Here is a 21,228-nt window from a genome sequence, read left to right as displayed (position 1 = left end):
CCTTTCGAAAAGTTTAGGATAACTTAAGTAATTATTCAACAAAGATAGTTTTTCTAGTTAAAATTTATTTATTAATCACTTTTTCTTGATGCGTTATACTTTCTTGATGAATCGCTTTAAACAACAACATCACAAATTCATTACTTAATCCTTTTTCTTCGCCTTCTAAAATCATTTTTCCTAAAATTTCATTCCATCTTTGATTTTGAAGAATTGCAACGTTTTTTTCTTTCTTCAATAAACCAATTTTATCGGCTACTTTCATTCGGTTACCCAAAATTTCTAACAGTTTTCCATCAAATTCATCAATTTGCATGCGGAGTTTTGCCATTTTCTGATTGTATTCGCTTTCATCATCTGAGACTTTTCTAACGCGTAAATTGATGAACATTTGTTTCAAAGTTGCTGGCGTTACTTGTTGGGCGGCATCGCTCCAAGCATTATCTGGGTCAATGTGGGTTTCAATAATTAATCCGTCGTAATTCAAATCTAAAGCTTGTTGCGACACTTCTTGAATCATATCTCGCTTTCCTGTAATGTGCGAAGGATCGCAAATCAGAGGCAAATCTGGGAAACGATTTTGTAAGTCAATCGCAATTTGCCACTCAGGATTATTGCGGTATTTTGTTTTTTCGTAAGTAGAAAATCCTCTATGAATTACACCTAATTTCTTAATATTCGCATTATATAATCGTTCTAAACCGCCAATCCATAAAGACAAATCGGGATTTACTGGGTTTTTTAATAAAACGATTTTATCAGTTCCTTGCAAAGCATCGGCAATTTCTTGAACAGCGAAAGGATTTACGGTAGTTCTTGCACCAATCCACAATACATCAATATCATGTTCAATGGCTAATTTTACGTGAGCTGCCGTAGCGACTTCCGTTGCCATTAACAAACCCGTTTCAGCTTTGGCTTTTTGCAACCATTTCAATCCGATTTCGCCCACGCCTTCAAATCCACCCGGACGCGTACGAGGTTTCCAAATTCCCGCACGGAAAATAGAAACATCAGAATTCTTTAATTCGTGTGCTATTTTTAAAACTTGATCTTCGGTTTCTGCACTACATGGCCCAGCAATAACTAATGGATGATTCAATTGAAAATCATCTAACCAAGTGCGTAATTCTTTTTTATTTTCCATAACCATATTTTCACTGTAAAATTACTATTTATTCTTAAATTATTATTGTTTACTTCTTTCATATTCACCCAAAACCTTGAAATGCGTTGTCATAATTTCCATTACTTTTTTCGCTCTTTCAAAATGTTTATATTTTTCAAAAACCACATCTACAAAAAAAGCATAGGTAAATGGTGTTTCGATAATAGGTAACGATTGAATTTTGGTTAGATTCAATTTGCAATTATTCATCACATTTAAAACCGTTGCCAACGAACCTGGCGTGTCATCCAACTCAAATTTCACTGAAGCTTTATTGATGAGTTCTTTCGGAATTTCCTTATTACTTGCTTTTAAAACCACAAAGCGTGTTTTATTACTTTTTACGGTATGAATTCCATCAGCGATAATTTCCAAATCATAAATATTAGCCGCAACTGGTCCAGCCAAAGCACCAATTCCTTTTAATTGATTTTCCTGAATTCGTTTTGCTGTTATTGCGGTATCCGAGCTTTCGACCAATTTAATATGCGGATATTGACTGAAGAAATTGGCACATTGCAACAAAGCAATTGGATGTGAATGTACTTCCTTAATATCTTCGATTGTTTGTCCTGGTAACACCATTAAATTCATATGAATATCTAAAAAGTGTTCTCCAATTATATGTAAATCGTATGAATCGATTAAAGCATAATTAGGTAGAATCGCTCCTGCAATTGAATTTTCAATCGCCATGATAGCTTTATCCGACTGCTTGTTTTTCAAACTATTGGCAACATCTCTAAATGTAACACATTCATCCAACCCAATCGCCTCACCAAAATAATGATGTGCCACTTGGTGATGAAACGACCCTTGAATTCCCTGAATTGCGACTTTAATTTCCATAGTTATGAGCAAAAAAAAATCCCGATTTGCATCGGGATTGTATGTTTATAAAAATAAATTTCTTTGATTTATATAATAGCACAACAATCCCTCATCTGTCTCCAGAAGAAATAAAAAGAATTGTTATAAAAAAATGTGCTATTGGTAAGCATTGTAACTTTGTTGTTATATTTGGCTAAAGTAATAAAAAAATGAAAACAAAATACTTTTTTAAATAAATTTGAGTTCTTTTAAAAAAAGTTACTTTTGCTAAAATTTACAAGGTATGTCGATAGAAGTTCAAAATATTTCAAAAAATTACGGAGACCAAAAAGCGTTAAACAACATTAGTTTTTCTGTAAAAAAAGGAGAAATCGTGGGTTTTTTAGGTCCAAATGGTGCCGGAAAATCAACTTTGATGAAAATTTTGACCACTTATTTATCAGCAGATAGCGGAACTGCAGTTGTGAACGAACACGATGTAACTTCGGAACAAAAAGAAGTGCAAAAATCGGTTGGTTATTTACCAGAACATAATCCGTTGTATTTAGATTTATATGTGAGAGAATATTTGGCTTTTAATGCCGATTTACATAAAGTTGCGAAATCGAGAATTGATGAAGTAATTGCTTTAACAGGATTAACCCCAGAAAGTCATAAAAAAATTGGAGAATTATCAAAAGGATACCGTCAACGTGTAGGATTAGCAACGGCTTTATTACACAATCCTGATGTAATGATTTTAGATGAACCCACTACAGGTTTAGACCCAAATCAGTTGGTTGAAATTCGTGATTTGATTAAAAACATTGGAAAAAATAAAACAGTTTTTCTTTCTACTCACATTATGCAAGAAGTAGAAGCTATTTGCGATAGAATTATCATCATTGATAAAGGAAAAATCGTTACCGATAAAAAACTAAATAATTTAGTTGCCGAAGAAGCCGAACAAATTATTGAAGTAGAATTTGATAAAAAAGTAGCTGAATCAGACTTTGTTGCATTACCAAATTTAAAATCGGCTAAAAATACACATGATTTAGTTTGGGAACTTACTTTTACTACAACATCAGATATGCGACCAGAGTTATTTGATTTTGCACAAGCCAATAATTTAAGAACACTACAAATTGTATTGAAAAGTAAAAACTTAGAGCAAATTTTCAGAGAAAAAACAGCGAAGAAGAAATAAAAAAATCTCCTTACAAATAAACCTGTAAGGAGATTTCAAAAAAGCTTTGACGATAATAAACTAATTCAACGTTGCCAAATACTTTTTTCTTAACTTGAAATAATCGTCATAAACTACAGAAAGCGCGTACGATGACAATTTTTCATCCAAAATAGAACTGTAAATAAAATCCTCTTCTGTGAAGCCATACTTTGAAATGGCATCTTTTATGTATTTTACAGCAGTTTCCTTTTTATTTTGATAGAAATAACAATTGGCTACTTCTATATAAACGTCTTTTAAATTTTCACCTTTTGACAATTTAATGTAATTTTCATACTCTTTAATTGCCTCAGTATAATTCTTCTTCTTTCCAAATTCTCTAGCGTTTGAAATTATTGAGTCTAATTCATTTGCAAAGTTTAACTGAGAAATGAATAAAATTACGAAAGTGTAGATAATTTTTTTCATATTGATTTGGATTTGGATTCATTATAAATTTACAATAAATATTTCAAACAAAAAAACATTATTTAAATCAAATCATAAATTTAACCAAATTATTCAATAGAGTTTTAACAAAATTAAAATATATTATTTACATAAAAATAGAATTTATAACATATTATGAAATTTAAATAGCCTTAATTTTCGATTTATTGAAATATTCGAAAAAATACACTTTTAAAAACTTCTTTTCATCTACCAATAAAAAAGCAGCCAATTGGCTGCTTTTTTATTGGTAGATGAATGATTAATAAATAGCTTTCAAATTATAAACCATTCCATTATCAAGTGTGACTTTTACTATTTTTAAATCTTTACTTTTTTGCAAATCATCTAAAATCATTTCTTGCGAATTAATATTATTATAATTTTTAATTTCTCTTCCTAAAACATCAAAAATAGTAACAGATTTTATTAGTTGATTTTGTGCTCTAATAATTAAATTATCATTATTAATTATAATTACTTGATTATTAATAAAATCATTATCAACATTACTTAATGTATTAGTGTATTTCAACAAAAATCTATTCTCATAAACACCTGCATTCGCAGTAAAGTAATACGGATTAGCTTTTAAATCATGCACTTGATTTAAGTCTTTATCTTCTAAATAAATTCCTTGGGTTGGATTTGTAAAAATACCATCTAATTGACCAATACCAATATGATAATCTCCAGTTACTGGAACAGTTATGCCGATTGGTACTATATCATTTTGATTTAATGGCGTTGCTCTTCCTTGTATTTTAAAGATATCAGTTCCAATTAAAGAAAATATATTTAATATTGGTTTTCTATCAGTAGTAGCATCATAATCTCTGTCTACACCATCAGTTGCACCATCTTTATAGGCAACTAGTGTTCGTAAATGTGTATTATTATCTTGTTCTACAATATCTAACCAAACACGCCCTTCATCTGCTGGAATTCTAAAGAAATGATCGTTGTCATATGAAGTGCTTCGCATTGCATTGGTGAAGGTTACCGTTTCTGTCGTAGAAGCAGTGTTAGACTTCATTAACACAAAGAACCCTTGTCCAGAGGCAATATTGCCATTAAATGAACCTGGACCAGTTGACTGACCCGATTTATTATAGGTGATATAATCTGTTGGTGAATAATTATACACAAAACTTCCGTAAAATGGGCTGGTAACAGCGCTACTTGGAAGTGTTCCGTGTGACCAAATATTTACAAATCCTTCAATATTTGAATTTGCATTTAAAAATGCATCTGCACTAATTGCTGACGGATATGGGTTACCAATTAAGTTAAAATTATCATCATTTTTAGTAGCATTTGCTGTAGCTGGATTAGCATCATTATCGTAATCTGGCCCATCATAAGTTCCTCTTGAAATTGGTGTTGTTATAGTTCCATTATTTGGAATACCCGTAAATGATGTATTAAATAACGCTGGTGTTGATGTAAAACCATCTGGAGATCTTACCGCATATCCTTTACCTACAACCATATTTTCCGAAGTAGGTTCCCAATTACCATAACCATTCATATTAGCTCCAATAGTTGCATCCCATTTTAACTCAGCGGCAATTGTAGTTAATGGAGAAATGTTATTTACATTAAAGTTAGTAACAGGAGATGACCAATACACATAATCTACATTTCGCAAAGATGATGTTCTTTTTAAAATCATTGTACCTGTTGTTGCCGTATTAGCCACATTATTTATCTGTATTAAACTTGCGTGATCTTCTAAAATTATATCACCTGCTAAATCTACTACATCAGTAGCTGTTAAAAAACCATCATTATTTATAGTTAAGTTAGCACCTGATTGTATTGTAATTTTATTAACAACAGCATTCACTCCGCCATTAATTACAGGATTATTAGGAGTAACAGGAATAATAACATCATCTAAAGCTGTTGGTATTTGATTTGCGCTCCAGTTTGTTAGAACTGTCCAATCTGAATTAGTAACACCAATCCAAGAATTGCCTCCTAAAACAGCTCCAGTTACAATGGTAATATAATTGCCATTTGGTAAAGTAACCCCATTAAAATTAACTTTTGTTCCAGTTAAACTTGTTGCATTTACCTCTGTAGCTCCAGAACTAAAATCTCCATCTGCATCAATTAGTAATTTAAAATCAGTTGCTGTAGTACCCGATACTGTAAGTCCATTAGTATCAAAACTTAAATCTACCGCACCAGGATCTCCTGTACGCTTCACGAACCATTCGCGGGTTATTCTACTTTGGCCAGCTGAGGGTACTTCGGTGGTTTGCTCTGTTAATGCTGCATTGTCATTCCCGATTATCAAATAGTCCCCATCATCCAGAGAAGAAGGATTACTTAGCACAATATTCCCTTTTCCACTTTGCCCAGTACCATCGCCACTGCCGGTATTCATACTGTTGGATTGCGGTTGGTTTAGTCCGCTGACATCGTCCCTGCCGATACCAAAAACATCAAATTTATAAGTAGCGTTGGAGTATATTGGTGTGCCGGCTGAGTTAACGAATAAAGCCGAATTCTGGTTATTTCCCAGTGATAATCCATATTTAAGAGCCAGGTAACTGTGTACTTTATTTCTATCACCCGGACTGAGGGAAGTTGGGTAAATTACCAACTCTGCAATAATGGCATGACCAAAATTATTTATAAAACGCCCAAACCTCAACGGATGATCTAAATTATCAGCATTATAGGCATTGGTGGCAGGATTCTGACTTTGAAAACCGTTTTTATTTAAGTCAAAAGATTCATTTGCGGGATTTGAACTAGTAGTGGCTACCATATCAAACAGCACCGTTTCGTTTTCGACTATGGCTGTTGGATAATCTACCCGACGACTTGAGTGTAAAAGTTGACCATCAGATTTTGCACCGAGTAAAACTACTCCTCCGCTATTTGATGGCAAAAGACCATTATCGATATTCCAGACAAACGTGTTGTTGGTACCGAGTTTTTTATAAACAATAAATTGAGAAACTTCTTTATCAGTAGCAGTAGGCAAAAAGGTTGGAAGTAAACCCGTTTGAATAAAATCGTTAACACCATCAAATTTGACTGATGGATTAAAATTAAGCATATCAGCACCTGAAGTAATGTGGGCTGGATGACTATCACCTGCTTGTGTTCCTAGGAGTTGAGCATCTGCGGTAGTACCCATTGAGCCCTTGTTCTCCCATTTTGACATAAACCCACCAGAAGCCGTTACACCTTCATCTGCTTTGTACCACAGGTTGGCACCTGATACACCACCAGGAGCGGGCGGCAGCGCCAAAGGTTCCGTTGAGCTGTTCACTGTGAAGGAATAATTTCCAGAAGTACCATTGAGCGCAGTAATCTCAAACGAGAAATAACTCACTGGACTGCCTATTCCTTCTGTATTGTAGGTCGCCGAACTGGAGGTGATTGAATGAGTTGATGATCCCCAATAGTCATTAGGATTACATAAGTCATTTACGATATCCTTTACAACCACCTGATACTGTGCTCCAGTTGGGTCATAATTATAGGTGATATTTATATTGATGCTTGCAGCATTGGGGTCGCTCACCTGAACGTACCACCAGTCCTTATCACTTGAACTGCTCAATGAACCTGTATAGGTAGTTACGGAATTCAAAACATTGGCGTTCGTACACAGGTCATTGGGCTCTAGTTCTGCCTGAGCGAAAAGAGGGGTTGTAAAAAGGAATGTAATCAAGCACAATACCCAACTTAGCTTGTAAAATTTTTTCATAATCGTATTTTTAAGCGTGTTATCTTTTTAAGTAGATACTTTCTATTATTATTTTTAAAAAATGAATAAACATAAATTACACTTACAAAAGTACGATTTTATAAGTAGTAAGATTTTATTTTTTCTTTTAGTGTACAAAGTTATTAAAAAAAAAAAAAAACTGCATTAAATTAATGTAAACAAGGCTATTTAAACACTATGTAATTTTTATTGTATCGTTTTTAAACAAAAAGCAACCTTTTGCAAATCTTCCCAAAAATGTGGATACGATTTTGAGACCACCTCCGCTTCTTCAATAGTAATTGGAACACGAAGTACAAGTGGCGCAAAAGCCATTGCCATTCTGTGGTCTTGATAGGTTGCGATTGACATATTTTCTTTAATTTGAGAAGAAGGTTTCAAATGTAATGATTCGCTAGTTACTGAAATTTCAGCACCTAATTTGGCCAACTCTGTTTTTAGAGCTTCAAGTCTATCCGTCTCTTTTATTTTTAAGGTATGCAAACCGTATAAATCACAAGCTAGTCCTAACCCAAAACAAGTTACAGCAATGGTTTGCGCAATGTCTGGCGAGTTGTTTAGTTGATAATTAACAGTTGGCACTTCGACAAGCTCAGTCTGACTTTTTACTTTTGAAATTGTAATAGTATTATTTTCGTTGAAAATAGTTTCAACACCAAAACCCTTGTAAACTTCCACCAAAACACTGTCGCCTTGTAAACTATTTTGTTTGTAACTGGAAAGAGCAATTTGGGTTCCAATTTCTGAAAGAGCGACAATAGAATACCAATACGACGCCGAACTCCAATCACTTTCAATGGTTATTGGGCTTTGGTTTATGGGTAATTTATGGTTGTTTACTTTAATTACATTATTTTCAAAAGAGGTTGTAACTCCTATTTCATTTAACAATGCCAATGTCATTTTGATGTAAGGAATGGAAGTGATTTCTCCTTCTAAATTAAGTTCTAATCCTTTTTCTAGTTTTGGTGCAATTAATAATAATGCCGAAATATATTGACTGCTAACATTTGCCAGGAGTGTAACTTTATGCTGTGTTAATTTTTTTCCTTTTATTTTAATGGGCGGAAAACCTTCTTTTTCTTCATACGAAATTTCTGCACCCAACTGAATTAAAGCATCAACCAAAATTTTAATAGGCCGCTCCTTCATTCTTGAGGAACCCGTTAATATGATTTCTCTATTTTCTTGAGTTGCGAAAAATGCAGTTAAAAAACGCATTGCTGTTCCGGCATGATGAACGTCTACGATTTGGGAATTGGGAATTGGGAATTGCGAGCTTTGTAATGCGTTCAACATCACTTCAGAATCATCGGAATTAGAGGTGTTTTCCAATATTAAATTGGGATACAGAGCCTGTAACAATAGTAATCTATTGGTTTCAGATTTTGAACCGGTTATTTTAATTTCAGAATTCTGATTTTTTATTTTTGATTTTTGAAGCGCTACGTTCACTTTATTTTAATTTTTCGTTGTTGTGGTGGCGGTCGTGATCGCGTTTGGTTTTTAGCTCCATTTTTTTATCGAAAGCCGATTGTAAATCGACCCCTGTTTGATTGGCTAAACATAAAACCACAAAAACAACATCAGCAAGTTCTTCGCCCAAGTCTTTGTTTTTATCGCTTTCCTTTTCACTTTGCTCGCCATAACGACGCGCAATAATTCGAGCCACTTCACCTACTTCTTCGGTAAGTTGGGCCATATTTGTTAGTTCATTGAAATAACGAACACCGTGTTCCTTAATCCAATTATCTACTTCTTGTTGGGAATTTTTCAGGTTCATTTATTCTTTATTTTTTGTATCAATTATAATAGTTACTGGTCCGTCATTAACTAAAGCTACTTTCATATCAGCTCCAAATTGACCGGTTTGTACTTTTTTACCTAATTCTATTTCCATTTGTTGCACGAAAGATTCGTAAAGCGGAATTGCAATTTCAGGTTTTGAAGCTTTGATATAACTTGGACGATTTCCTTTTTTGGTTAGCGCGTGTAATGTGAACTGACTTACCACAATTATCTCTCCATCCGCCTCTTTAATTGACAGGTTCATTATTTCATTTTCATCTGCAAAAATTCTCATGTTGACAATTTTAGAAGCCAACCAATTGATATCTTCTTGATTATCTGCACTTTCAACACCTACTAACACTAGAAGACCTTTTCCAATTGAAGCCACAACATCCGTTGCTATTGTTACACTTGCTTCGCTAACTCTTTGAATTACGACTTTCATTATTTAGGACTTTCGCGTTTCGTCACTTGCTTTTCTGTCTGCATCGTATAAATCAGCTCTGTATTGCTCTTCATCACCCTCTAGAATTTGAGTATAACTCTTATAACGCGACCATGCTATTTCATCTTTTTCTAACGCCTCTTTTACTGCGCATTTTGGTTCTTCTTTATGCAAACAATTATTGAATTTACATTTATCTTTCAAAGCAAAAAATTCAGGAAAATAGTCTCCAATTTCTTGTTTTTCCATATCTACTACGCCAAATCCACGTATCCCCGGTGTATCAATAATTTGTGCATCAAACGACAAATCGAACATCTCAGCAAAAGTAGTAGTGTGCTGTCCTTGTGAATGGGATTCTGAAATTTGTTTTGTTTTTAAATTTAAAGTAGGCTCCAATGCATTAACTAAGGTTGATTTGCCAACGCCCGAATGTCCTGAAAACATAGAAGTTTTACCCATCATCATTGCCTTCAGCTCATCTAAACCTTTTTTCTCTTGTGCCGAAACACGTAAACATTTATACCCAATTTCAGAGTAAACGTATTGTAAAAACAATTGTTCATCTACTGTTTCTTCCGAATAAGTATCAATTTTATTAAAAACCAAAACAGCTTCAATACCGTAAGCTTCTGCAGTTACCAAAAATCGATCAATAAAGCTAGTGGTTGTTGGCGGGTTGTTAATAGTGACCAACAAGAAAACGACATCAATATTCGATGCTATAATATGGGTTTGCTTTGACAAGTTTACCGATTTACGAACAATATAATTTTTTCGTTCGTGAATATTGGTGATAACCCCTGTGGTTTCATCTGTTGTATTTTCAATATCATAATCTACTACATCTCCTACAGCAATTGGATTAGTGCTTTTTATTCCTTTCATACGGAATTTTCCTTTTATTCTGCACTCTAAAAAACTACCATCTTGAGTTTTTACAGTATACCAACTTCCTGTAGATTTATAAACTATTCCTGTCATGTAGCAAAGATAACTTTTTTTAATTTTTTTCTTATATTTGTGAAGAACAATTAAGTTATTTTATTATGAAAAAAGTACTCTTTTTATTATCCTTTCTTTTTTTAGGTTTTTCAAGTTTAATGGCACAACAAGTAGAATATAAAGTTGTTACAAGTGTAGAATCTATTGTACCGAATGGAATAGGTAGGTCGCGAATGATTTCAGTTGAAGACGAACGCAATTACAAAGATTTTACTTCAGAACATGATGAAGGAAGAAACAAAAGTAACAGAGGTGACATTAGGGTTGATAAATTTGAAGAAACAAAACTTCTTAACTTTTACAACATAGGTGGAATACGATTTGAGAATATTGCCGCAAATGACGCATTAGTATCTTCTAAACTTTCAACCATGTCTGAAGAAGGCTGGGAGTTGGCTTTTGTAACAAGTGCAGTTGAAAGTGATGGTGGAAAAGACGACGGTAACGGAATTTTTATTACTCGTTATGTCTTTAAGAGAGTAAAAAAATAAAAAACTCGAAATGATCATGCCCCAAAAGTTTACACTATTGGGGCATTTTTTTTATTACTTAAACACCTTTTCTTGATGTTGTATGCTTTCTTGATGAATGGATTTGAATAATTGCAAAACAAATTCTTCACTTAATCCTTTTTCTTTCCCATCTATAATCATTTTACCTAAAATTTCGTTCCAACGTTTATTTTGTAAAATGGCTACATTTTTTTCCTTTTTCAATAACCCTATTTCATCGGCAATTTTCATTCTGCTTCCTATCAAATCTAAAATTTTTTCGTCGAAAACATCTATCTGCGCACGCAAGTTTGAAAGTTTTTTATTATAATCATCTGCTTCGTCTGTAATTTTTCTAACGCGTAAATCAACAAACATTTTCTTTAGCACATTTGGTGTAATTTGTTGTGCGGCATCGCTCCATGCGTTATCCGGATCAAAATGTGTCTCCACAATTAAACCATCAAAATTTAAATCTAAAGCGTGTTGCGAGACATCTTGAATCATATCTCTTCGTCCTGTAATATGAGAAGGGTCGCAAATAAGAGGCAAATTAGGGAAACGATTTTGTAAATCGATTGCAATTTGCCATTCAGGATTATTACGATATTTCGTTTTTTCATACGTTGAAAACCCCCTATGTATAACACCTAGTTTTTTAATATTGGCATTGTACAAGCGTTCTAATCCTCCAAGCCAAAGTGACAAATCGGGGTTAATAGGATTTTTTAATAATACAATTTTATCCGTTCCTTGTAATGCATCTGCAATTTCTTGAACAGCAAATGGATTTACCGCAGTTCTTGCACCTATCCATAAGACGTCGATATCATGCTCTAATGCTGATTTAACATGAGCTGCTGTAGCTACTTCTGTAGCCATTAACAAACCGGTTTCGGCTTTTGCTTTTTGCAACCACTTAAGTCCTATTGCTCCAACACCTTCAAAACCTCCAGGACGTGTTCTTGGCTTCCAAATTCCCGCCCTAAATATAGAAACATCAGAATCCTTTAATTCGTGTGCTATTTTTAAAACTTGTTCTTCTGTTTCTGCACTGCAAGGACCTGCTATTACTAGCGGATGATTTAAGTTAAATGCTGTTAACCAATTTCCTAAATTTATATTATTTTCCATAACTATATATACTCTACAAAATTACTATTTATTGTTTAAATTGTTGATATTCTCCCAAAACCTTAAAATGCGTTGTCATTATTTCTAATATTCTTTTTGCCTTTTCAAAATGTTTGTATTTTTCGAAAACCACATCCACAAAAAAGGCATAAGTAAAAGGCGTTTCTATAATAGGTAACGATTGAATTTTCGTTAGATTCAATTTGCAATTATTCAATACATTTAAAACTGTTGCTAAAGAACCTGGTGTATCGTCTAATTCAAATTTTATCGAAGCTTTATTAATCAGTTCTTTCGGAATTTCTTTATTAGATGCTTTTAAAACTACAAAACGCGTTTTATTGTTTTTTGCTGTGTGAATTCCATCTGCAATAATTTCTAAATTGTAAATTTCGGAAGCAACTGGTCCGGCAAGAGCTCCAATTCCTTTCAATTGATTTTCCTGAATTCGTTTAGCCGTAATAGCTGTATCAGAACTTTCCACCAATTTAATATTTGGATATTGACTAAAGAAATTCGCACATTGCAACAAGGCTATTGGATGCGAATGCACTTCTTTAATATCTTCAATTTTTTGACCTGGAAACGCTATCAAATTCATATGAATATCCAAAAAATACTCCCCAATAATATGTAAATCATTCGAATCGATTAAGGCATAATTGGGTAAAATAGTGCCTGCAATAGAATTTTCAATCGCCATGATGGCTTTATCTGACTGGTTATTTTTTAAACTATTAACTACATCTCTAAATGTAACACATTCAACCAAACCAATTGCTTCACTAAAATAACGACGTGCTACTTGGTGATGAAACGACCCTTGAATTCCCTGAATTGCGACTTTAATTTCCATAATATATGAGCAAAAAAAAATCCCGATTTTGCATCGGGATTGTATGTTTATAAAATAATTTTTTTTATTTATATAATAGCACAACAATCCCTCAACTGTCTCCAGAAGAAATAAAAAGAATTGTTAAAGAAAAATGTACTATTGTTAAGCATTTCGCTCTTTGTTATTTGATTCTGCTAAAGTAATAAAAAAAATGAAAACGAAATACTTTTTTAAATAAATTTGAGTTCTTTTAAAAAAAGTTACTTTTGCTAAAATTTACATCATATGTCGATAGAAGTTAAAAATATTTCCAAAAATTATGGTGCGCAAAAAGCATTAAATTCAATTTCTTTTTCTATAAAAAAAGGTGAAATTGTTGGTTTCCTTGGTCCAAATGGTGCAGGTAAATCCACTTTAATGAAAATTTTAACTACTTACATTACCGCCGATGAAGGTGAAGCTTTTGTAAATGAATACAATGTTGCAACAGCACAAAAAAAAGTACAAAAATCAGTTGGCTACTTAGCAGAGCACAATCCTTTATACTTAGATCTTTATGTACGGGAATACCTTAGTTTTAATGCTGATGTTTACAAAGTAGTTAAAAATAGAATTGAAGAAGTTATAGAATTAACAGGTTTATCACCAGAAGCCAACAAAAAAATAACCGAACTTTCTAAAGGATACCGACAAAGAGTAGGACTTGCAGCCGCCTTGCTACATGATCCGGAAGTCTTAATTTTAGATGAACCAACAACTGGTTTAGACCCTAACCAATTGGTTGAAATTAGAGATTTGATAAAAAATATAGGAAAAAACAAAACGGTGTTTCTTTCTACTCATATTATGCAAGAAGTTGAAGCTATTTGCGATAGAGTTATAATAATCAATAAAGGAGAAATAGTTGAAGACAAGAACTTAAAGAGCTTAGTTCAAGAACAAGTAGAACAAGTAATTGAAGTGGAGTTTGACGTAGAATTGGATGCCAATTTAATTAAATTTGAAAATTTAATTTTAGCCAATAAAACATCACCTACGACATTTACATTAACTTTTGAAACTACAGAAGATATGCGCTCTAGAGTTTTTGATTTTGCTCAAAATAATAATTTAAAAATTCTACAATTAAACTTAAAAAATAAAAATTTAGAAGAGATATTCAGAGAAAAAACGGCAAAAAAATAATCTAAGACATTTCCTTTAGATTATTTTTCCCAGTTGAAATATTATTGCTGCTTTCACTCTAAAGTTGCCAAATATTTCTTCTGTAATTTTTCTAAATCATTATACACTTTTGCTAATGCATAATCGGATAATTTAGCGTCAATGTTTTGATTGTATATAAAATCTTCTTCGGTTAAACCGTAAGATTCTATCGCTTTTACTATCGTTTTAACTGCACTATCTTTGTCTTCGTTTTTAAAATAACAATTAGCTAATTCGATATAAACATTTTTAAGCGCTATAACTTCTGTTACTTTTACATACTCTTTGTACATCTTAATAGCCATAGTATAATTATGTTTTAAACTATAGTTACGTGCAGCAATTAATAACGAATCATTTTCGTTTGCGAAGTTAAACTGGGCAACGAATATAATAATTAATGTAAATATTACTTTTTTCATATTCGATTGTTGATTGGTTTATACCTCCAATTTACAATTTTAAAATGAGTTAGAAAAAAAATAATTCAATCAAAAAATAATTTCAATTGAATTATTGATATATTTTCTACTTTATGCACTATTAAATTTTCATTAAAAACAGCATACTTAAAAAAAAGAAACATTTTTCCTTTATTTAAGATTCATTTTTTAAGAATAAAATAAAAATACCAGTATTAAAAAATTTCTTTAGCTATTGCTTTCACATTTTCGGCTTTTCCCATCGAATAATAATGCAATACTGGAATACCGGCTGCAACTAACTCTTTACTCTGATTAATACACCATTCTACACCAATTTGCTTTACTACTTCATTGTCTTTAGCTTTCACAACTTCCATAATTAAATCATCAGGCAATTCTAAACTAAAACGGTGCGGAATTAAATTCAATTGCTTTTTGGTAGAGATTGGTTTTAATCCTGGTATAATCGGAACGGTAATTCCGGCAGCTCTGCATTTGCCTACAAAATCGAAGAATTTTTTATTATCAAAAAACATTTGGGTGATGATATAATCGGCTCCGTTTTTTATTTTTTGTTTTACGAAATGGATATCACTGTCTAAACTTGGCGCTTCCATGTGTTTTTCTGGATAACCTGCCACTCCGATACAAAAATCGGTTTTAGTGGAATTTTGCAAATCTTCATCCAAATAAATTCCGTTATTTAAATTACTTATTTGTGTTACCAATTCACTAGCAAAAGCATTTCCTTCTTTTTCTGGCTTAAAATAAATTTCGCTTTTAACAGCATCTCCTCTAAGTGCTACGACATTATCAATACCTAAAAAATCTAAATCGATAAGTAAGTTTTCAGTATCTTCCTTAGTAAAACCACCACATAAAATATGCGGTATTGCATCTACATTGTATTTATTTTGTATTCCGGCACATATACCAACTGTACCTGGGCGCTTTTTTACTACTTTCTTTTGTAAAAGTCCATTTTCCAGTTCTTTAAATTCGTATTCTTCCCTGTGATATGTTACATCTATAAATGGTGGATTGAATTCCATTAAAGGATCTATTCCATCAAAAATGGATTGAATATTCTGTCCTTTTAAAGGAGGTAAAATCTCGAATGAAAACAAAGGCTTTCCGTTCGCGTTATCTATATGTTCAGTTACTTTCATATTTTTTTAGTTTCAGGTTTCAAGTTTCAGGTTAGTTGTAAAACTTGAAACAAATATTTAATCTGCTAAATTTGGTGTTAACCATTTTGTTGCTTCATCTACACTTATATCTCTTCTTTTGGCATAATCAACTACTTGGTCTGGTTTTATCTTACCTAATCCGAAATACTTACTGTTTGGATTCGCAAAATAATATCCTGACACTGATGCAGCTGGCCACATAGCCATACTCTCTGTTAAGGTTACTCCAATTTCATCTTCAACATTTAACACTTTCCAAATAGTTGGTTTTTCTAAATGATCCGGACAAGCAGGATAACCAGGAGCGGGACGAATTCCTTTATAATTTTCTTTAATTAATTCTTCATTCGACAAAACTTCATCTGAAGCATAACCCCAAATTTCTTTACGCACTTTTAAATGTAAATATTCAGCGAAAGCTTCCGCTAAACGATCGCCTAATGCCTGAATTAAAATGGCGTTATAATCGTCTAACTGATCCTTGTACTCTTTCGCTTTTTCTTCGACTCCAAAACCAGTCGAGACGCAGAAACATCCAACATAATCTTGTTTACCTGTTTCTTTTGGCGCTATAAAATCAGACAATGCAATATTTGGTGCTCCAGTAGTTTTTTGAGATTGTTGTCTTAAGGTTAAGAAAAACTCTTTACCATTAGCTGTAACAAACTCTATATCGTCGTGATTAACTGTATTTGCTGGGAAAATTCCGAGTACTCCTTTTGCTTTGAACCATTTTTGTGTTACAATTTGATACAACATACTTTTAGCATCTTCAAATAATGCAGTCGCTTGTTCTCCAACAACGGCATCGTTTAAAATTGCAGGGTATTTTCCATGTAATTCCCAAGATTGGAAAAATGGCGTCCAATCGATGAAATCGGTTAAATCCGCTAAATCTACATCTATTTTTTTTGTTCCAATAAAATTAGGCTTTATAGGCTCAAAGCTATCCCAATCTAACTGAAACTTATTGTTTCTGGCATCATTTATTGACAAGAAATTCTTTTCACGACTTCTACTTAAGTAACCTTCACGAAGCGCATCATACTCCTCACGAACTTTTTTAGCATAATCTAACTTTGTTTCGGGTTGCAATAAGTTACTCGCTACGGTTACTGCACGAGAAGCATCGTTTACATGAACAACAGTTTCGCTGTATGAAGGTGCAATTTTTACTGCAGTATGTGCTCTTGATGTTGTTGCACCACCAATCATTACTGGAATTTTGATGTTTAATTTGTCCATTTCTTTGGCCAAATAGACCATTTCGTCTAATGAAGGAGTAATCAAACCGCTTAATCCGATAATATCAACATTTTCTTTTATAGCTGCTTCAATAATTTTTTCAGGCGGAACCATAACACCTAAATCGATGATTTCGAAATTATTGCAGGCTAAAACTACTGAAACAATATTTTTTCCAATATCGTGTACATCGCCTTTAACAGTTGCCATTAACACTTTTCCAGCAGATGATGATTTACCGTCTTTTTCTGCTTCGATAAAGGGTAACAAATAGGCTACTGCCTTTTTCATTACACGTGCCGATTTTACCACTTGCGGTAAAAACATTTTACCCGAACCAAAAAGATCTCCAACTACATTCATTCCGGCCATTAAGTTAATTTCGATTACCTCAATAGGTCTTTTTACTTGTAGACGGGCTTCTTCTACATCTATTTCTATAAATTCATCTAATCCTTTTACTAAAGCGTGTGTTAAACGTTCCTGGATTGTACCACTTCTCCATTCTGCAATTGCCTTTTCATTTGAACGTACATCGCTTTTAAAACTTTCTGCTAGATCTAAAAGACGTTCGGTTGCATCTTCTCTTCTGTTTAACAAAACGTCTTCTACATGTTCTAAAAGCACTGAATCAATTTCATCGTAAATCTCTAACATTTCTGGATTTACAATTCCCATTGTCATGCCGTTTTTAATTGCATGATATAGAAAAGCAGAATGCATTGCTTCTCGCACTTTGTCATTCCCTCTAAATGAAAAGGAGACATTACTTACCCCTCCAGATACATTGGCATAAGGTAAATTTTCTCGAATCCATTTTGTAGCTCTAAAAAAATCTAATGCATTTAATTTATGTTCATCCATTCCTGTTGCAACAGGAAAAATATTAGGATCGAATATAATATCTTCCGCAGGGAAACCGACTTTATCAACTAGTATATCGTAGCTTCTTTTACAAATTTCAATTCTTCGGTCATAATTATCTGCCTGTCCTACTTCGTCAAAAGCCATTACAATTACGGCAGCTCCATATCGCTTAATTAATTTAGCATGATGAATAAAAGCAGCTTCTCCTTCTTTTAGAGAAATAGAGTTTACGACGCCTTTACCTTGAATTACTTTTAGACCTGCTTCTATAATTTCCCATTTTGAACTATCAATCATAACAGGAACTCTTGCAATGTCAGGTTCGGCTGCGATTAAATTCAGGAATTTAGTCATGGCATATACACCATCTAACATTCCTTCGTCCATATTTACATCGATAATTTGCGCTCCACCTTCTACTTGTTGCCTTGCTATATCGAGAGCTTCGTCGTACTTTTCTTCTTTAATTAATCGAAGAAATTTTCTAGAACCGGTAACATTTGTTCGTTCACCAACGTTAACAAAATTTGTCTCAGTAGTAACGATTAAGGGTTCTAAACCTGATAGTTTTAAATATTTATTGCTTTTAATCTCTGCCATTATATCGTTGCTTCAACTTGTTTAGGTTTAAACTCACTTGCTACCTCAGCAATTAATTTTATATGATCTGGCGTTGTACCGCAACAACCACCAATAATATTAACCAAATTTTCTTCTAAATATTCACGAATTAAGGCTTGCATTTCTTCTGGCGTTTGGTCATATTGTCCAAAAGCGTTTGGTAAGCCAGCATTCGGATGCGCTGAAATATTCAACTGTGTATTGTGACTCAAAGTTTTCAAATAAGGTTTTAATTGATCTGCTCCAAGCGCACAATTAAATCCAACACTCAACAATGGAATATGTGAAATAGAAATTAAAAATGCTTCAACTGTTTGTCCTGATAATGTTCTTCCTGAAGCATCGGTAATTGTACCTGAAACCATTACTGGAATGTCTATATTGCGCTCTTCTTTTACTTCTTCAATTGCAAATAAAGCTGCTTTTGCATTTAAAGTATCAAAAATTGTTTCTACCAAAAGTAAATCACATCCACCATCAATTAACGCTTCTACTTGTTGCTTATAGGTAATTTTTAAATCATCAAAATTAACCGCACGGAATCCTGGGTCATTTACATCGGGCGACATTGAAGCTGTTCGGTTAGTTGGTCCAATAGAACCCGCAACAAAACGAGGTTTATCTGTAAATTCATCAGCTACTTCACGTGCAATTTTAGCCGACTGAAAATTCAGTTCATAAACTAAATCTTCCATGTGGTAATCTGCCATTCCAATAGTAGTACTTGAAAAGGTGTTAGTCTCAACAATATCAGCACCCGCTTTAAAATACAGCCTATGCACCTCTTTTACCGCTAAAGGCTGTGTAAGTGACAATAAATCATTATTCCCTTTAAGTGGATGTGGAAAATCTTTAAAGCGTTCGCCTCTAAAATCTTCTTCTTCGAATTTATAACGTTGCAACATCGTTCCCATAGCTCCATCGAGCACGAGAATTCGTTTTTTGATTTCTTCTTGAATTTTTGACATATTTTTTTGTTACACAGAGTTACGCTAAGTTTTCACAGAGTTTCACAAAGTTTGTATTATTAATATGTTATCAAGAAATTGGAAAGAATTTCCTAACGTTATCTGCTTCCGATAAATCGGAATAGAATGTAGCACCTTCTACAAGTGTAGGGTTGCTAAGCTTTCGCAGGGTCTATTCCCTCCAGCTTTCGTGATAACAAACATTATGATTATGAACACTGCAAATGTAGTGACAAAATTGAAATAATGAAATATTTTCTTAAATTTAATTACAAATATATTTTTTTTAGATTTTTATCCTACCTTTAAACCAAAACACAGAATATCAATCTGTAAAATAAATTAAAACATTTTATTCTAACGCTTGCTTTAAGTCGTTAATTACATCTTGGACGGTCTCCAAACCAACAGAAACGCGCACCAAACCATCAGTAATGCTTACTGCCAAACGTTCCTCTTCTGTCAATTTACTATGCGTGGTAGAAGCTGGATGTGTTACAATCGAACGGGTATCACCTAGATTTGCAGACAAGGAACACAATTTGATTTTATCCAAGAATTTTCTTCCCGATTCAATTCCGCCTTTGATTTCGAAAGCTACGATGTTTCCTCCTAATTTCATTTGCTTTTTAGCGACTTCATATTGCGGATGCGATTTCAAAAATGGATATTTCACAGAAGCTACATTAGGATGATTTTCTAAAAATTCAGCCACTTTTAAAGCGTTTTCGCAATGTTTTTCAATACGAACCGGCAATGTTTCTAAACTTTTTGACAATACCCAAGCATTGAAAGGCGACAAAGCAGGTCCGGTATTTCGGGAAAATAAATAAATCTCACGAATTAAATCGGAACGACCAACGGTTACTCCGCCCAAAACACGACCTTGACCATCAATTAATTTAGTTGCCGAATGAATCACTAAATCGGCACCAAATTGAATTGGATTTTGAATATAAGGTGTTGCAAAACAGTTATCGATAATTAAAATCAAATTGTGCTTTTTGGCGATTTTTCCCAATAATTCTAAATCTAAAATATCAACCGCTGGATTCGTTGGTGATTCAGCGTAAAGGATTTTGGTATTTGGGTTTATGTAATTTTCAATCGTTTCTGGTTTGTTGACATCGAAATAGGAAGTCGTGATGTTCCATTTTGGAAAATATTTGATAAACAACGTATGTGTCGAACCAAAAACACTACTTGCAGAAACGATATGATCGCCGGAATTCAATAAAGCCGCAAAAGTAGAATACACCGCCGCCATTCCTGTTGCGAAAGCGTAGCCGTCTTCTGCTCCTTCCATTTGACAAATTTTCTCCACAAATTCGGATGTATTGGGATTGGAAAATCGGCTGTAAATATTGCGCTCTTTCTCCTCAGCAAAGGAAGCGCGCATATCCTCGGCATCTTCAAAAATAAAACTGGAAGTTAAATATAGTGGAACGGAATGTTCTAAATATTGCGTGCGTTCTAATTGCGTTCTGATAGCTTGGGTTTCTAATCCTAATTTTTGATTGCTCATTGTTTTGTATGTTGATTGTTTAATCCTTGAACTGATAAAGTGTAAAACCCACAAGACAAAAAAT

General features: G+C 33.3%; 18 protein-coding genes and 1 riboswitch. Of the genes, 3 read left to right on the top strand and 15 right to left on the bottom strand.

The genetic code is table 11. The features are described 5' to 3' along the window. Nucleotides 1–64: 64 nt before the first annotated feature. Nucleotides 65–1,147: a bifunctional 3-deoxy-7-phosphoheptulonate synthase/chorismate mutase type II gene (locus GFJ94_RS06135; RefSeq protein ID WP_153200689.1), complete on the bottom strand. Its 1,083-nt coding sequence runs from the start codon at nucleotides 1,145–1,147 to the stop codon at nucleotides 65–67. Between the two features lie 42 nt (nucleotides 1,148–1,189). Then, nucleotides 1,190–2,017 carry a prephenate dehydratase gene (locus GFJ94_RS06130; RefSeq protein WP_153200688.1) on the bottom strand — a complete coding sequence of 276 codons (828 nt, stop codon included), beginning with the start codon at nucleotides 2,015–2,017 and terminating at the stop codon, nucleotides 1,190–1,192. Nucleotides 2,018–2,282: 265 nt separating this feature from the next. On the opposite strand from GFJ94_RS06130, the gene gldA (GFJ94_RS06125) reads away from it, so the two are divergent. Continuing rightward, nucleotides 2,283–3,188 (top strand): gliding motility-associated ABC transporter ATP-binding subunit GldA, encoded by a 906-nt coding sequence (gene gldA / locus GFJ94_RS06125; RefSeq protein WP_153200687.1) that lies wholly within the window; start codon nucleotides 2,283–2,285, stop codon nucleotides 3,186–3,188. A 60-nt stretch (nucleotides 3,189–3,248) separates the two neighbouring features. Here gldA (GFJ94_RS06125) and GFJ94_RS06120 read toward each other — a convergent pair whose 3' ends face one another. From GFJ94_RS06120 to rsgA, 6 genes are all read right to left on the bottom strand, one after another. Continuing rightward, nucleotides 3,249–3,638: a hypothetical protein gene (locus tag GFJ94_RS06120; protein WP_153200686.1), complete on the bottom strand. Its 390-nt coding sequence runs from the start codon at nucleotides 3,636–3,638 to the stop codon at nucleotides 3,249–3,251. Nucleotides 3,639–3,921: 283 nt separating this feature from the next. Then, nucleotides 3,922–7,392: a hypothetical protein gene (locus GFJ94_RS06115; protein WP_153200685.1), complete on the bottom strand. Its 3,471-nt coding sequence runs from the start codon at nucleotides 7,390–7,392 to the stop codon at nucleotides 3,922–3,924. 207 nt (nucleotides 7,393–7,599) lie between these two features. Then, complete coding sequence (aroA, locus tag GFJ94_RS06110; RefSeq protein ID WP_162523804.1) at nucleotides 7,600–8,868, bottom strand: 3-phosphoshikimate 1-carboxyvinyltransferase; 1,269 nt, start codon at nucleotides 8,866–8,868, stop codon at nucleotides 7,600–7,602. 1 nt (nucleotide 8,869) lies between these two features. Further along, nucleotides 8,870–9,196: a nucleotide pyrophosphohydrolase gene (locus GFJ94_RS06105; RefSeq protein WP_153200684.1), complete on the bottom strand. Its 327-nt coding sequence runs from the start codon at nucleotides 9,194–9,196 to the stop codon at nucleotides 8,870–8,872. Next, the gene (gene dtd, locus GFJ94_RS06100) at nucleotides 9,197–9,649 is read right to left on the bottom strand and encodes a D-aminoacyl-tRNA deacylase (RefSeq protein ID WP_153200683.1); all 453 of its coding nucleotides are present in this window, start codon (nucleotides 9,647–9,649) and stop codon (nucleotides 9,197–9,199) included. 3 nt (nucleotides 9,650–9,652) lie between these two features. Then, the gene (gene rsgA / locus GFJ94_RS06095) at nucleotides 9,653–10,633 is read right to left on the bottom strand and encodes a ribosome small subunit-dependent GTPase A (RefSeq protein ID WP_153200682.1); all 981 of its coding nucleotides are present in this window, start codon (nucleotides 10,631–10,633) and stop codon (nucleotides 9,653–9,655) included. A gap of 65 nt (nucleotides 10,634–10,698) precedes the next feature. Between rsgA and GFJ94_RS06090 the strand changes: the two genes are divergently transcribed. Next, a complete protein-coding gene (locus tag GFJ94_RS06090; protein WP_153200681.1) occupies nucleotides 10,699–11,145 on the top strand; it encodes a hypothetical protein in 447 nt (148 codons plus the stop codon). A 54-nt stretch (nucleotides 11,146–11,199) separates the two neighbouring features. Here GFJ94_RS06090 and GFJ94_RS06085 read toward each other — a convergent pair whose 3' ends face one another. Next, nucleotides 11,200–12,279: a bifunctional 3-deoxy-7-phosphoheptulonate synthase/chorismate mutase type II gene (locus GFJ94_RS06085; RefSeq protein WP_153200680.1), complete on the bottom strand. Its 1,080-nt coding sequence runs from the start codon at nucleotides 12,277–12,279 to the stop codon at nucleotides 11,200–11,202. Between the two features lie 28 nt (nucleotides 12,280–12,307). Continuing rightward, entirely contained in the window at nucleotides 12,308–13,135 is an 828-nt protein-coding gene (locus GFJ94_RS06080) for a prephenate dehydratase (protein WP_153200679.1), read from the bottom strand. A gap of 267 nt (nucleotides 13,136–13,402) precedes the next feature. Between GFJ94_RS06080 and gldA (GFJ94_RS06075) the strand changes: the two genes are divergently transcribed. Beyond that, the gene (gene gldA / locus GFJ94_RS06075; RefSeq protein ID WP_153200678.1) at nucleotides 13,403–14,302 is read left to right on the top strand and encodes a gliding motility-associated ABC transporter ATP-binding subunit GldA; all 900 of its coding nucleotides are present in this window, start codon (nucleotides 13,403–13,405) and stop codon (nucleotides 14,300–14,302) included. A 53-nt stretch (nucleotides 14,303–14,355) separates the two neighbouring features. Here the strand turns inward: gldA (GFJ94_RS06075) and GFJ94_RS06070 are convergent, their stop codons facing one another. From GFJ94_RS06070 to GFJ94_RS06050, 5 genes are all read right to left on the bottom strand, one after another. Continuing rightward, on the bottom strand, nucleotides 14,356–14,745 hold the full coding sequence (locus GFJ94_RS06070; protein ID WP_153200677.1) for a hypothetical protein: 390 nt from the start codon (nucleotides 14,743–14,745) through the stop codon (nucleotides 14,356–14,358). A 215-nt stretch (nucleotides 14,746–14,960) separates the two neighbouring features. Further along, nucleotides 14,961–15,917 carry a methylenetetrahydrofolate reductase [NAD(P)H] gene (metF, locus tag GFJ94_RS06065; RefSeq protein ID WP_153200676.1) on the bottom strand — a complete coding sequence of 319 codons (957 nt, stop codon included), beginning with the start codon at nucleotides 15,915–15,917 and terminating at the stop codon, nucleotides 14,961–14,963. A gap of 57 nt (nucleotides 15,918–15,974) precedes the next feature. Beyond that, nucleotides 15,975–18,650, bottom strand: coding sequence for a methionine synthase (gene metH / locus GFJ94_RS06060; protein WP_153200675.1), 2,676 nt, complete (start codon nucleotides 18,648–18,650; stop codon nucleotides 15,975–15,977). Further along, entirely contained in the window at nucleotides 18,650–19,639 is a 990-nt protein-coding gene (locus GFJ94_RS06055; RefSeq protein ID WP_153200674.1) for a homocysteine S-methyltransferase family protein, read from the bottom strand. Before GFJ94_RS06055 ends, metH begins: the two co-directional genes overlap by 1 nt. Nucleotides 19,640–19,734: 95 nt before the next feature. After that, a riboswitch (SAM riboswitch) is annotated at nucleotides 19,735–19,839 on the bottom strand. Nucleotides 19,840–19,991: 152 nt separating this feature from the next. Further along, nucleotides 19,992–21,164 (bottom strand): PLP-dependent aspartate aminotransferase family protein, encoded by a 1,173-nt coding sequence (locus tag GFJ94_RS06050; protein ID WP_153200673.1) that lies wholly within the window; start codon nucleotides 21,162–21,164, stop codon nucleotides 19,992–19,994. Nucleotides 21,165–21,228 lie beyond the last annotated feature (64 nt).

It is taken from the genome of Flavobacterium sp. LMO8 (genome assembly GCF_009495755.1).
In the GTDB taxonomy this organism is placed as follows: Bacteria; Bacteroidota; Bacteroidia; order Flavobacteriales; family Flavobacteriaceae; genus Flavobacterium.
The sequence above is the reverse complement of the archived record's forward strand: the minus strand, read 5'-3'. Positions and strand labels throughout refer to the sequence as shown.

What these genes read in the sequence shown, in the direction of transcription:
- gldA (WP_153200687.1), top strand. Translation starts at nt 2,283, where the DNA reads ATGTCGATAGAAGTTCAAAATATTTCAAAAAATTACGGAGACCAAAAA.
- gldA (WP_153200678.1), top strand. Translation starts at nt 13,403, where the DNA reads ATGTCGATAGAAGTTAAAAATATTTCCAAAAATTATGGTGCGCAAAAA.
- GFJ94_RS06135 (WP_153200689.1), bottom strand. Translation starts at nt 1,147, where the DNA reads ATGGAAAATAAAAAAGAATTACGCACTTGGTTAGATGATTTTCAATTG.
- GFJ94_RS06090 (WP_153200681.1), top strand. Translation starts at nt 10,699, where the DNA reads ATGAAAAAAGTACTCTTTTTATTATCCTTTCTTTTTTTAGGTTTTTCA.
- GFJ94_RS06105 (WP_153200684.1), bottom strand. Translation starts at nt 9,196, where the DNA reads ATGAACCTGAAAAATTCCCAACAAGAAGTAGATAATTGGATTAAGGAA.
- GFJ94_RS06070 (WP_153200677.1), bottom strand. Translation starts at nt 14,745, where the DNA reads ATGAAAAAAGTAATATTTACATTAATTATTATATTCGTTGCCCAGTTT.
- rsgA (WP_153200682.1), bottom strand. Translation starts at nt 10,633, where the DNA reads ATGACAGGAATAGTTTATAAATCTACAGGAAGTTGGTATACTGTAAAA.
- GFJ94_RS06130 (WP_153200688.1), bottom strand. Translation starts at nt 2,017, where the DNA reads ATGGAAATTAAAGTCGCAATTCAGGGAATTCAAGGGTCGTTTCATCAC.
- GFJ94_RS06085 (WP_153200680.1), bottom strand. Translation starts at nt 12,279, where the DNA reads ATGGAAAATAATATAAATTTAGGAAATTGGTTAACAGCATTTAACTTA.
- GFJ94_RS06120 (WP_153200686.1), bottom strand. Translation starts at nt 3,638, where the DNA reads ATGAAAAAAATTATCTACACTTTCGTAATTTTATTCATTTCTCAGTTA.
- GFJ94_RS06055 (WP_153200674.1), bottom strand. Translation starts at nt 19,639, where the DNA reads ATGTCAAAAATTCAAGAAGAAATCAAAAAACGAATTCTCGTGCTCGAT.
- GFJ94_RS06050 (WP_153200673.1), bottom strand. Translation starts at nt 21,164, where the DNA reads ATGAGCAATCAAAAATTAGGATTAGAAACCCAAGCTATCAGAACGCAA.
- dtd (WP_153200683.1), bottom strand. Translation starts at nt 9,649, where the DNA reads ATGAAAGTCGTAATTCAAAGAGTTAGCGAAGCAAGTGTAACAATAGCA.
- metF (WP_153200676.1), bottom strand. Translation starts at nt 15,917, where the DNA reads ATGAAAGTAACTGAACATATAGATAACGCGAACGGAAAGCCTTTGTTT.
- GFJ94_RS06080 (WP_153200679.1), bottom strand. Translation starts at nt 13,135, where the DNA reads ATGGAAATTAAAGTCGCAATTCAGGGAATTCAAGGGTCGTTTCATCAC.
- metH (WP_153200675.1), bottom strand. Translation starts at nt 18,650, where the DNA reads ATGGCAGAGATTAAAAGCAATAAATATTTAAAACTATCAGGTTTAGAA.
- GFJ94_RS06115 (WP_153200685.1), bottom strand. Translation starts at nt 7,392, where the DNA reads ATGAAAAAATTTTACAAGCTAAGTTGGGTATTGTGCTTGATTACATTC.